We start from the raw sequence: 11,984 nt of genomic DNA on the forward strand, positions 1-11,984 counted from the left end.
AGACTTACCGCCGAGGGGTAGCAATCGGAAGGGCTCCTCTGGCGGCTTCCACGGCAAGAATGTCAGTGTGATAATACATATTATGTTAAATTAAGGGTAGTCTAGCGGGCCAGATCGATAAACAGGATCACGACCGCGAATATACCCGCCCACGCGCCCGCCATGAAAAACCCCTTCCTCCAGCCGACCTCGTGCGCCCGAAACCCGGCGGCAACCAGGACCAGGAAGCCTGTCAGCGAAATCAGCGAGACAATCTGGTGTTCGTTCACGCGGTCATCACCAGTCCGTCGAAACCGACCGTTACATGATCCGGCACGTCCGCGCACAGGCTGCGGTAATCCATGCTCTTGTCCATATGCGTCAGCACGGTGCGTTTGACCTTCGCCTTGCGCGCGAGATCGATCGCCATGTCGAGATGCGCATGCGTGGGATGCGGCCGCCTGCGGAGGCAATCCACCACGAGGATGTCGGCGCCCGCGAAGCAGCGGACCATCGCAGGCGTTATCTCGCTGAAATCAGTCGCATAAACGATTGACTTGCCGTCCGCGTCGAAGCGAAAACCCGTGCTCGTCACCGGTCCGTGCGGCATTTCGACATGGTCGAAGGAAAAGCCCGCAACCAGTTGAACATCGTTGATATCTTTGAGCGATACCATCGTCGGATAACCGAACTGGCCTTCGAAGACATAATCGAACCGCCGCCGCAGCCGCTCGCAGGTCACGCTGCTGGCGAAACCCGGCAAGGGATTGCTGCGGTCGTAGCGCATGACGCGCAAATCGTCGATTCCATGACAATGGTCGGCATGGTCATGCGTCCAGAACACCGCATCGACCTTCTCGATATTGTTGCCGAGCAATTGCGCACGCAAATCGGTCGAGGTGTCGACGAGGATCTTCTGGCCGGCGTCGTTTTCGACGATCACCGACACGCGCGAGCGCCGGTTGCGCGGTTCGGCGGGATCGCACTCACCCCAGTCATTGCCAATCCGCGGCACCCCGGTGGAGGTGCCAGAGCCGAGCATCAGTACCTTCACGCGGCCGCCTTGCTGAAGAGCGCGTAGAAGTTGCGTGTCGTATAGTCCGCCAGGCTCTCAAGGCTTTCCCCACGCAGATCGGCAAGGAATTGCGCCGTATCGCGGACGAAGCCCGGCTCGCATGGCCTGCCGCGGTGCGGTACGGGCGCGAGGAACGGGCTGTCGGTTTCGACCAGCAGCCGGTCTTGCGGGATATCCTTGGCGAATGCCTGCAAGTCCTTCGCATTCTTGAAGGTCACGATCCCCGAGATCGAGACCGACAGGCCGAGGTCAAGCACCCGCTCGCCGAATTCGGCGGAGGCGGTGAAGCAGTGGATCAGCGCGGGGAAGGCCCCCTTCCCCAGCTCGTCCTCGAGGATCGCCAGCGTATCCTCCTCCGCATCGCGGGTATGGATGATTACGGGAAGCTGCACTTCACGCGCGACGTCGATGTGCAGGCGGAACAGGCGCTGCTGTGCTGCGCGGTCCGAATGGTCGTAATAATAATCGAGCCCGGTCTCGCCGATCCCGATGACGTTGGAATCGCGCGTGGCTTCGAGCAATTCGGTGCGGGTCAGGTCGAGGTGTTCGTCGGCGTTATGGGGATGGATACCCACGCTGGCGAAGACATCCGCCTTTGCCTGCGCGGTCCCGACGACCTGATCCCATTCGGCCCGCTTGGTGGAGATATTGAGAAAGGCCTCGACCCCTGCCCCGCGCGCGCGGTCGAGCGCGGCGGACTGATCTTCGACCAGACCTTCGTATTCGAGATGGCAATGGCTATCGACAAGCATCAGGCTGCCTCCTCTTGCACCAGCTCGAGCCGCGGGAAGACGGGAGTCGGCTTGTCGATCGTGTGGCCCGCAGCCGCGAGCCCTTCGAACCATGCCGTATCGGCGAGATCGGCGTAGTTCCGCCGGTCACCCGCAATTCCCAATTGATCGAGCACTGCACCGGCCTTTTCGGGGACCACTGGCTGGATAGCGATCGCGAGGTCGCGAATGGCGATGAACAGCGTTTGCAGCACGGCTTTCATGCGTTCGGGATCGGTCTTCTTGAGCGCCCAGGGCGCCTGTTCGTCGACATAGGCATTGCAGGCATAAACCGCCTTGAGCCATGCCTCGATCCCGACCGAGAAGTTGAGGCTCTCGAATTCGCGCGGCAGAATCTCGGCGCAGGCTTCGCCGACCTTGGCCAGCAACGTTTTGTCGTCTGCTGCCGGGGCGAAGCTCTCGAGCTTGCCGTCCATGTTCTTGGCGATCATCGAAAGCGTGCGCTGGGCAAGGTTGCCGAAGCTGTTGGCCAGTTCGGCATTCACCTTGTTTACAAGTGCTTCTGCCGAATAGCTGCCATCCTGCCCGAAGGTGACCTCGGCCATGAGGAAGTACCGCAGTGCATCGACGCCGAATGTCTCTGCGAGTTCCATCGGGTCGGTGACATTGCCCGCCGATTTCGATTCCTTCACCCCGCGATTGAGCAGGAAGCCGTGTCCGAACACCTTCTTCGGCAGCGGCAAATCGGCGCTCATCAGGAAGGCGGGCCAGTAGATCGTGTGGAAACGGACGATGTCCTTGCCGATCAGGTGCAAATCGGCGGGCCAGAATTTCTCCCACATCTCACCGCCATCGGGATAGCCGACACCGGTGATGTAATTGGTCAGCGCATCGACCCAGACATACATCACATGCGCGTCGTCGCCCGGAACCTTCACGCCCCAGTCGAAGCTCGTCCGGCTGACCGATAGGTCCTGCAATCCGCGCTCGACGAAGGCGATCATTTCATTGCGGCGGCTCGCCGGCTCGATGAAACCGGGTGTTGCGAGCAATTCGAGCAAGGCCTCTGCATAGTTCGACAGGCGGAAGAACCAGGTTACTTCCTCGGTCCATTCGACCGGCGTGCCCTGCGGCGACAGTTTTTGCCCGCCTTCGCCCTCGACCAGTTCCTTCTCGTCGTAATAGGCTTCGTCGCGGATCGAGTACCACCCCTCATAGCGATCGAGATAGAGATCGCCCTTGGCTTCCATCGCCTGCCAGATCGCCTGGCTCGCGCGGTGGTGATCGGCATCGGTCGTGCGGATGAAGCGATCATAGGAAATGTTCAAAATATCGAACAATTCCCTGAAATGTCCGGACATTTCGTCGGCCAATTCGCGCGGGGTAACGCCCAGGTCGCGCGCCTTCTGCGCCATCTTCAGCCCGTGTTCGTCGGTGCCGGTCTGGAAGCGTACTTCGCGCCCTTGCAGGCGCTGGAAGCGGGCGATTACGTCGGCCGCGATCGTCTCATAGGCATGGCCGATATGCGGCTTGCCATTGGGATAGTGGATCGCGGTCGTCAGATAATAGGGTTCAGCCATCGGCCCGCTCGCTAGCCGTAGCGGCGTTGGCGAGCAAGGTGCCGATTTCCATCGCGAGCAATCCGGCGTCGAAATTATAGGTTGGCTGTTCGCCCGTGAGCCGGACCAGCTCGCTATGCGTATCGATCACCGGACGCGGATCGGCGAGGCTGGGGTCGAGCCGCTGCGCGACTACCGAGCGCGCCAGTTCGAGCACCGCACGGATCCGGTCGCGGTCGGGCCTTGCGCCGATCAGCCCGGCGAGCGTGCCGCGCAGCTGGAAATCTGGATCGCCGCGGTCGAGAATGTTGCGCATTGCCTGTGCGACCTTGCCGAGTTCCATGTCGACGAACTGGAGCGCTGCGCCGAGCGATCCGGCTGCGGCGGCAATGGCCGCCGCGCGTGTCAGATCGTCTGCGTTGGGGGCCAGATCCGCGAGCAGGCGATCCATGTCGATATCGGCAACAGTCGGGAAGCGCAGCACCCGGCAGCGCGAGCGGATCGTCGGGAGCAAGCGTGCGGGACTGTGCGCGACCAGCAGGAAGAACGTGCCCACCGGTGGCTCCTCGAGGCTCTTGAGCAGCGCATTGGCGGCGTTCCGCTCGAGGTCGTCGGCGGGATCGATGATGATCGCGCGGCGCTCGCCCAGGGTCGGGCGGGTGCTGAGGCGGGTCTGCATGGCGCGGATTTGCGCGATACGGATACTGCGCGCCTGCTCAAAAGGCTTGCCATCGGCGCGCTTGCGCTCTTCCTTGTCGTCCTTGGGCCCGTAGGTCAGCGTGTGGATGTCGGGATGGTGCGCTGGATCCCCCTCGCCGGCGCCGACCAGCGCGCGCGCCGCGGCCAGCGCGAAGCTGGCTTTACCAAGCCCCCGGCGACCGGCGAGCAGCCAGGCATGATGCATCCGCTCCCCGCCGAGCGCTTCGCGCCATTCGCGCCAGGCGGTCTCGTGACCGAGCAGCATCAGCAAGCTGTCCCTAAGTGCCGCTTAATGGCACCGAGAACGCGCTGGTGGACCTGATCGACCGTCCCATTGCCATCGACGATCGCGAAGCGTCCGGGTTCGCTGCGCGCAAACTTCAGGAACGCTGAATTGACCGAAGCGTGATAGTCCGCCGCGCGTCCGCCGATCGCATCGCTGGTTGCCCCATCGCGCTGCACAAGACGTGCTGCGACATCTGCCGGCGGGACGTCGATGACGATCGTCAGATCGGGCAGCAGGCCTGCGCTGCCTATTTCGTGCAACGCTGTGACACTGGCGTCTCCGAGCCCCCCGGCCATCCCCTGGTAGGCGCGGCTCGAATCGAGAAAGCGGTCGCACACCACCCAGGCGCCGGCATCGAGCGCAGGGCTGATCCGGCGTGCGACATGGTCGGCGCGAGCAGCGGCGAACAGCAGCGCTTCGGCCTCAAGCGTCCAGCCCTCGCCCGGCGGCGCGAGAAGCAGGGCGCGGATCGCTTCGGCGCCCGGCGTACCGCCCGGTTCGCGCGTCAGTTCGACTTCATGGCCCTGTTCGCGCAGGTGCTCGGCAAGCAGGCGCGCCTGGGTGGATTTGCCCATGCCCTCCCCGCCCTCGAAGGCGATGAATGTCCCGCGGGTCAAGCGACCCAGCTCCGCATGGCATTGAACACGCGCTGGAGCATGGTTGCCTCGAGCACCTCTTCGCTGGCGACGAGCGGGACGCGGTGGTCGGGCATGCCCTCGATCGAGACGATCAGTTCGGCGACTTCCTCGCCCTTGGCGATCGGCGCCTGCAACGGGCCTTCATAGCGCAGCGCCAGCGAAACCTCGGGCTCGGTTCCCTTGGGCACCGATATCCGCACCGGCCCCGCCGCGGTCAGCCCGACTTCGCCCGCCCCGCCCTGTTGCACGCGGGCGCTGGCGATGCGCGCACCATTGGTGAACAGCACACGGCTATCGAAATGCTGGAAACCCCATTCGATGAATTGGCGCGAGGCCGCATTGCGCTCCCGCCCACCCGGGCTGCCCGCGACGACCATGACCAGCCGCCGCCCGTCGCGCTGCGCCGAGCCGAGGAAGCCGAACCCCGCCTGGTTGGTGTAGCCGGTCTTGATCCCGTCCGCTCCCGGCACCACCCCGATGATGGGGTCGTGGTTGCGTTGCTCGATCCCGTTGTATTTGAGGCCCTTCGCACCGACGAAATGGCGGTATTTCGTCGGGTGGCGGGTCACCATGGCCTGCGCCAGTGTCCCCAGATCGCGCGCGGTGACGAAGGTCTTGCCGTCGTCCATCCAGCCATTGGGATTGCCGAAATGGCTATCCGCCATGCCGATATCGCGCGCCTTGGCATTCATCGCGGCAACCCAGTCTTCGACCGATCCGGCAGCGCCTTCGGCAAGAACGACGGCGCCATCATTGGCCGAAACGGTGGTTACGCCGTGGAGCAGATCGTCGACCGTCACCCGCGCATCGGCAGGCAGGAACATGGTCGATCCCTTGCGGTGCCACTTGCGGAAGGTGTCGGGCCGGACGCCATAGACCTGCTGCGGGAACAGCCGCCCCTCTTCCATCCATTCGAAGGCGAGGAAGGTCGTCATGACCTTCGTGATCGAGGCGGGCATGAAGCGGCGGTCGATATCGCGCGCGTAGAGGATCTGCCCGCTCGACGCGTCGAGCAGATAGGCGATCGGCGCATTCTCTGCGGGCGGGATCCGCGCGCCCGGTGCGCTTTGTGCACCGAGCGGTGAAGCGACAAGGGCTGTTGCCAATACAGCCAGCGAATTCAGGCAATTACGCAAGTGTGCTCCCGGCCGGGCGAGAGCCGCGGCGTATCAATCGAGTGAACGTATTTCCGCGTCGCTATAACCGCGCTCGCGCAGCTTGGCGAGCGCCTGCTCCGCCTGTCCACGGGTGGCGAAGGGGCCGACCCGGACAAGCGCGAGATTGCCGCTGGTCTCGACATAGCCCTGGACCTCGCGCGCCAGCCGGTCGGCATTGGCGCGGACCGAAAAGGCCCCGAGTTGGACCGTGTAGGTCCCATCCGCGGTCACCGGGACCATCAGCGGTGCACGCGCTGGGCCGCCCTCGACCGCCATCGGCAGTTCGGGGCGGGTAACCGCGCTATCTTCGGCGGGAGCCGGCGAGCTATCGGGATCGTCCTGGGTCGGGGCCACCGCAGCTTCCTCGTCGGGGTCGAGCGTGGCGATAGCGCCGGGAACCGGCGCGGTGCCACTGACCTGTGCCTGCCTTGCATCCCCCAGCGGCGCCGAACCGCGTTCGGGCAAACGCCGCTTGAGCACTTCGAGCAGGCCCGCAGGCGTATCCATCCTCGGCGGTGCCTCGCCCCCGGCGCGCAGCTGCGCGCGTTGCTCTTCGGGCGGATTGACCCGGCGCATCCGCACCGGCGCACCTTCGCCAATGCCCAGCTGCGCCAAAGCCGCTTCGGAAAGCGAGACGAGGCGGTCGTTGGTCATCGGTCCGCGCCGTTCGATCCGGACGAGCACGGTGCGTCCCGTATCGAGCGCGGTGATCTCGACATAGCTGGGTAGCGGCAATGTGCGGTGCGCGCCCGTGACGCCCGCAGCGCCGGGCTCGTCGACGGTGGCATAGCCCACCTGGTCGTAATTCATCGTGTCGACCGGGGTGTAGGTGACACCGTCCACCGTGAACGGATCGCCGACCACCACCGGATAATCCGCCGCCGGTCCGTTCGCGATCGAACGCTCCACCGGACGGGAAGCAGTCTGCGCAGTGCTGGCGCAGGCGCCGAGGCTGAGCAGCGCGAGACCCGCGACCGAGGCGAACGATATCCTAATTGGCAATCTCATCTGCCAGCAGCCCTACACTCATCGCGTAATAGTTCGAGCAATTATACTCGAGGATCACCCGATAATTCGAGGTTAAGAGCCAGGCCGGTGTTCCCGGACCGTCGGGCTGGAACAGCGTGACGAGTGTATTCTCGTCGAGCGCGCGCTGGGGCTGGACGCCCAATGCACGCCATTCGGCCACGGTCTTGTAGACACTGTGCCGCTCGTGGACCCGCGAACACACCGGCGCGACGATGCGCGTGCGATGCGCAGCGACATCGAAGCCCGAGGGCAGGTAAGCGCGCACACCCCAGGGCTGGCCGGTGCGCCACCCGGCATCGCGGAAGTAGTTCGCGATCGAGGCCAGCGCATCGGCGCCGTTGTTCATGATGTCGGCGCGCCCGTCGCCATTGCCGTCGGCGGCCAGCCGCAGATAGACCGAAGGCAGGAATTGCGGATTGCCGAAGGCGCCCGCCCAGCTGCCCTTGAGTTCGGAGCGTGAATAACCCTTGTCGGCCACTTTCATCAGAGCGACCCACTCGCTCGAGAAGAGCTCGCGGCGGCGCCCTTCCCACGCGAGTGTTGCCAAGGCCTGCGACAGGTCGAACCCGCCCTTTACCGCGCCATAAGCGGTTTCATGCCCCCAGATCGCGACCAGAACCTCGCTGGGGACGCCATATTCGCGCTCTATCGCGCGCAGCGATCCCGACCAGCTTGCGCGCGCGTCACGGCCGCCGCGAATCCGCGCCGCATCGACATGCGAGGCGATGTATGGCGCGAGCGGCGGATAGCCCGTGCTGGTGGGCGCGCCGGGTTGGCCGCGATCGAGTTCGATCACCCGGTAATTGGGCGCGAGCCCCGCGGTCATACGCTGGAGCGTGCCCTCGCCCACCCCTTCGGCCCTGGCCCGCGCCATGAGCAGCTGGAGGTAGGCGTCGAAGCTCAAGCCCTCCTGCGCCTGGGCGGGGATGGCGGGAAGCGAAAGGGCGATGGCCCCGAGGGCAGCGAGCAAGCGTCGGAAAATCATGCGCTGATTGTCGCAGAGCGAAGCTGAACGGCAAGTGTCATTCGTCGTTTACGGGAAACCTCCCGTCCCTGTTCCTGGAAATGCGTGACAAGCCGCGGCGATTTGACTAGCTAGCGCCGCGCTCGCGGAGAGGTGGCAGAGCGGTTGAATGCACCGGTCTTGAAAACCGGCAAGGGTGCAAGCCCTTCGTGGGTTCGAATCCCACCCTCTCCGCCACGATCCCCGGTCAGTCCTTGTCGCCCGGTTTGCGGACCAGCGACTGGGCCTTGCGATCGCCCTTCGGATAGTCCTCCGGATCGATCGATGACTGGTTCTGCAATGCCTTGTGATCCTTGATCGTCTTGCTGTCATCGGCGTCCTGCGCCGCGTCGTCCTGGGCTTGCGGGGTATCGCGTTCGGGAATGGTCATCATGGTCTCCTTTTCCCACCAACGCCCGTCATGCCGACAAGTTGCGTCTAGCGGCCCCGCGCGGCGATCTCGTCCATCGCCTCGCGCAGCTTGGGGTCCCATTCGGCCTTGAGTTCCCTGATCTTGGCGAGCAGTTCCTCGTTCTCGTAGGCAGGGATGTCGAGCCGGTAGGTATCGGCCACCTCGCGCATCGAGGTCCGGTCCATCGTCTCGAAGGCCTCCACCATGGCGATGGCGGACTGGCGATCGAAGCCCAGCGCCTCATAGACCGAGCGGCCCATCCGCAGGCTGCTGTCATAGGTTTCGCGCACGATGTCGCGGCAGCCCATCGCCCACAGGTGATAGACATGGTCGCGGTCCTTCGCGCGCGCGACGACGTGCAATTGCGGGAAGTTGGCGCAGGCATAGCGCACCAGCTTGTCGATCTGCTCGCGCTCGTCGAGCGCTACTACGAGGATACGCGCGCGTTCGATCCCCGCGCTGGCGAGCAGGTCGGGCCGGGTGGCGTCGCCGTAATAGGTCGAGACGCCGAACTTCTTCAGGACCTCGAGATGCTCGCTGTTGTAGTCGATCACCGTGGCGCGGTGGCCCGAGGCATCGAGCATCCGGTCGACGATCCCGCCGACCCGCCCGCGCCCGGCGATGATGATCGGGTTGTCCTCGTCGATCGCATCGGCCTCGCGGTCGCGCTGCCCCGCGTAATAGGCATGTGCGATCAGTTTGTCATAGGCGATGAACAACAGCGGGGTGACGAGCATGGTCAACGCGACGATGAGCAAGAGCTGGGCCGCGAACTCGGGGGCAAAGACCGCATTGGCGACGCCGAAGGCGATCAGCACGAAGGCGAACTCGCCCGCCTGCGGGAGGCTGAGGCAGAACAGCCACAGCGCCTGCCGCCGCAGCCCGTAGAGCCAGCCGACGACCAGCAGCACCGCCATCTTGGCGGCAATGGTGACCGCGGCCCAGAACAGCACCGAATCCCAGATCGTCGCGGCGAGGCCGAAGTCGATCCCCGCCCCCACGGTGATGAAGAACAGGCCCAGCAGCAGCCCCTTGAACGGGTTGATGTCGCTTTCGAGCTCGTGGCGGTACTCGCTGGTCGCAAGCACCACGCCGGCGATGAAGGCGCCGAGCGCGGGCGAGAGGCCGACCAGCGACATCAGCAACGCGATCCCGATCACCACCACCAGCGCGGCGGCGGTGAACAGTTCGCGCAGATTTGCGCGGGCGATGTAGCGGAACAGCGGGCGGATCGCGAAGATGCCGATCGCGATCACCGCCGCAACCGCGCCTACGCGGGTCGCCGCCGCTACCCAGATCGACATGGGCGCGGTGAGGTCGATCCCGCCATGCGCCCCGCCCTCGCCGTGACTTGTGGCCAGTGACGCAAGCTCGGGCAGCGCGAGCAGCGGCACCAGCGCGAGGATCGGGATGACTGCGACATCCTGCACCAGCAGCACCGAGAAGCTGGCCTCGCCGCCCTGTGTGCGCATCAGCCCCTTTTCGGTCAGCGTCTGGACGATGATCGCGGTCGAGCTCAGCGCGAGGACCATGCCGACCGCCAGCGCGGTCTGCCAGGGTTGGTCGGCGAGCAGCGCGATACCGGTCAGCACCAGCGTGGTCAGCACCACCTGCCCGCCGCCGAGTCCGGCGAGCTTGCCGCGCATCGCCCACAGCCGCTTGGGTTCCATTTCGAGCCCGATGATGAACAGCATCATCACCACGCCGAATTCGGCGAACACCTGCAGCGCCTCGACATCGACCGACAGCGCTGCGAGCAGCGGCGCTATCGCCATGCCTGCAAGCAGGTAGCCGAGCACCGAGCCAAGCCCGAGGCGGGTGGCCAGCGGCACCGCGAGGACCCCGGCCAGGAGGATCAGGAAAGCCAGGATCAGGAAACCGGTCACGCTGTCATCCCCCTCGCGCCGCGGCGCGTGTCAGGCCTCAGATATGAAGCGCGCGGCCATAGCTCGCAAGCACGCTCTCATGCATCGATTCGCTGATCGTGGGATGCGGGAACACCGTCTGCATCAGCTCGGCCTCGGTGGTCTCGAGCGTCTTGCCGACGACGAAGCCCTGGATCATCTCGGTGACTTCGGCGCCGATCATATGCGCGCCGAGCAGTTCGCCGGTCTTCGCATCGAACACGGTCTTCACGAAGCCCTCGGCCTCGCCCAGCGCGATCGCCTTGCCGTTGCCGATGAAGGGGAAGGTGCCCGCCTTCACTGCGTGACCCGCTTCCTTCGCCTTCGCCTCGGTCAGTCCGACGCTGGCGATTTGCGGGCGGCAATAGGTGCAGCCCGGGATGTTGGCGCGGTCGAGCGGGTGCGGGTGGACGTCCTTATTGCCCAGCTCCTTGGCGATGGCTTCGGCTGTGGTGACGCCCTCGTGGCTCGCCTTGTGCGCCAGCCACGGGCCCGGCGTGCAGTCGCCGATCGCCCACAGGCCCTTCGATTTGGTGCGGCCGTAATCGTCGATCTGGATGAAGCCGCGGTCCATTTCGGCCAGCTTTTCCAGCCCGACATTCTCGGTGTTGGGCACGATGCCGATCGCGGTGATGCAATGGCTGAACTCGGTCTCGGTTACCTTGCCCTTGCTGTCCTTGATCTTGGCGGTCACGCCCTTGGCGGTGACCTTGAGGTCCTCGACCCCCGCGCCGGTCATGATCGTCATGCCCTGCTTGGTCAGGCTCTTCTCGAGGAAGGCGGAGACGTCCGCGTCCTCGACCGGCACCACGCGGTCGAGCATTTCGACCACGGTCACGTCGACGCCCATGTCGTTGTAGAAGCTGGCGAACTCGATCCCGATTGCGCCGCTGCCGATTACCAGCAACTTTGTGGGCATTTCCTTGGGCGTCATCGCGTGGCGGTAGGTCCATACGCGTTCGCCGTCCGCCGGGGCGAAGGGCAGGTCGCGTGCGCGCGCGCCGGTGGCGACGATCACATGCTTGGCGGTGAGCTTCTCCTCGCCCTTCTCGCCCTTCACGGTCAGGCTGGTGGGGCCGGTCAGCGTGCCCTCGCCCATATGCACCGCGATCTTGTTCTTCTTCATCAGGTGCGTGACGCCCTGGTTGAGCTGCTTCGCCACTCCGCGGCTGCGCTTGACCACCGCCTCGAGATCGGCCTCGATCGCGCCTGCGATCTTGAGCCCGTAATCCTTGGCGTGCTGCGCATAATGCAGGATCTCGGCTGAACGCAGCAGCGCCTTGGTCGGGATGCAGCCCCAGTTGAGGCAGATCCCGCCGAGCAGTTCGCGTTCGACGATGGCGGTCTTGAGCCCCAGCTGCGCGCAGCGGATCGCCGCGACATAGCCGCCCGGGCCGCTGCCGAGCACGATGACGTCGTATTTGGTGTCAGCCATGATTCGTCTCTGTAATCTCTCGTTTGGTCGCAGACATGGACCGGGTATTACACGGTCCAGGCGAAGAAAATCCGTGG

The 11,984-nt window shown here is 64.8% G+C and carries 12 protein-coding genes and 1 tRNA gene; 1 reads left to right on the forward strand and 12 read right to left on the reverse strand.

Going from position 1 to position 11,984, the window contains the following annotated elements; genetic code table 11:
- Positions 1-101: 101 nt before the first annotated feature.
- From J2S32_RS02465 to J2S32_RS02505, 9 genes are all read right to left on the reverse strand, one after another.
- Positions 102-269 carry a hypothetical protein gene (locus tag J2S32_RS02465; RefSeq protein ID WP_253515599.1) on the reverse strand — a complete coding sequence of 56 codons (168 nt, stop codon included), beginning with the start codon at positions 267-269 and terminating at the stop codon, positions 102-104.
- Positions 266-1,033: an MBL fold metallo-hydrolase gene (locus J2S32_RS02470; RefSeq protein WP_253515600.1), complete on the reverse strand. Its 768-nt coding sequence runs from the start codon at positions 1,031-1,033 to the stop codon at positions 266-268. The genes J2S32_RS02465 and J2S32_RS02470 overlap by 4 nt, the downstream gene beginning before the upstream one ends.
- Entirely contained in the window at positions 1,030-1,806 is a 777-nt protein-coding gene (locus J2S32_RS02475) for a TatD family hydrolase (RefSeq protein WP_253515601.1), read from the reverse strand. Before J2S32_RS02475 ends, J2S32_RS02470 begins: the two co-directional genes overlap by 4 nt.
- The gene (gene metG / locus J2S32_RS02480; RefSeq protein ID WP_253515602.1) at positions 1,806-3,365 is read right to left on the reverse strand and encodes a methionine--tRNA ligase; all 1,560 of its coding nucleotides are present in this window, start codon (positions 3,363-3,365) and stop codon (positions 1,806-1,808) included. The genes J2S32_RS02475 and metG overlap by 1 nt, the downstream gene beginning before the upstream one ends.
- Positions 3,358-4,308 carry a DNA polymerase III subunit delta' gene (locus J2S32_RS02485; RefSeq protein ID WP_253515603.1) on the reverse strand — a complete coding sequence of 317 codons (951 nt, stop codon included), beginning with the start codon at positions 4,306-4,308 and terminating at the stop codon, positions 3,358-3,360. Before J2S32_RS02485 ends, metG begins: the two co-directional genes overlap by 8 nt.
- Complete coding sequence (gene tmk, locus J2S32_RS02490) at positions 4,308-4,946, reverse strand: dTMP kinase (protein ID WP_253515604.1); 639 nt, start codon at positions 4,944-4,946, stop codon at positions 4,308-4,310. Before tmk ends, J2S32_RS02485 begins: the two co-directional genes overlap by 1 nt.
- Positions 4,943-6,073 carry a D-alanyl-D-alanine carboxypeptidase family protein gene (locus J2S32_RS02495; RefSeq protein WP_253515605.1) on the reverse strand — a complete coding sequence of 377 codons (1,131 nt, stop codon included), beginning with the start codon at positions 6,071-6,073 and terminating at the stop codon, positions 4,943-4,945. The genes tmk and J2S32_RS02495 overlap by 4 nt, the downstream gene beginning before the upstream one ends.
- 63 nt (positions 6,074-6,136) lie before the next feature.
- Positions 6,137-7,132, reverse strand: a complete 996-nt coding sequence (locus tag J2S32_RS02500; protein ID WP_253515607.1) for an SPOR domain-containing protein — start codon at positions 7,130-7,132, stop codon at positions 6,137-6,139.
- Complete coding sequence (locus tag J2S32_RS02505) at positions 7,116-8,138, reverse strand: lytic murein transglycosylase (RefSeq protein WP_253515609.1); 1,023 nt, start codon at positions 8,136-8,138, stop codon at positions 7,116-7,118. The genes J2S32_RS02500 and J2S32_RS02505 overlap by 17 nt, the downstream gene beginning before the upstream one ends.
- 126 nt (positions 8,139-8,264) lie before the next feature.
- Here J2S32_RS02505 and J2S32_RS02510 point away from each other — a divergent pair.
- A tRNA-Ser gene (locus J2S32_RS02510) sits at positions 8,265-8,354 on the forward strand.
- A 10-nt stretch (positions 8,355-8,364) separates the two neighbouring features.
- Here J2S32_RS02510 and J2S32_RS02515 read toward each other — a convergent pair.
- From J2S32_RS02515 to lpdA, 3 genes are read right to left on the reverse strand one after another with little or no spacing between them, the layout of a single operon-like run.
- A complete protein-coding gene (locus J2S32_RS02515; protein ID WP_253515611.1) occupies positions 8,365-8,550 on the reverse strand; it encodes a hypothetical protein in 186 nt (61 codons plus the stop codon).
- 44 nt (positions 8,551-8,594) lie between these two features.
- Complete coding sequence (locus J2S32_RS02520) at positions 8,595-10,454, reverse strand: cation:proton antiporter domain-containing protein (RefSeq protein WP_253515612.1); 1,860 nt, start codon at positions 10,452-10,454, stop codon at positions 8,595-8,597.
- Positions 10,455-10,491: 37 nt separating this feature from the next.
- Positions 10,492-11,907 carry a dihydrolipoyl dehydrogenase gene (lpdA, locus tag J2S32_RS02525; protein ID WP_253515613.1) on the reverse strand — a complete coding sequence of 472 codons (1,416 nt, stop codon included), beginning with the start codon at positions 11,905-11,907 and terminating at the stop codon, positions 10,492-10,494.
- Between the last annotated feature and the right edge of the window lie 77 nt (positions 11,908-11,984).

Source organism: Qipengyuania citrea, from assembly GCF_024171405.1.
Taxonomy (GTDB): domain Bacteria; phylum Pseudomonadota; class Alphaproteobacteria; order Sphingomonadales; family Sphingomonadaceae; genus Qipengyuania; species Qipengyuania profunda.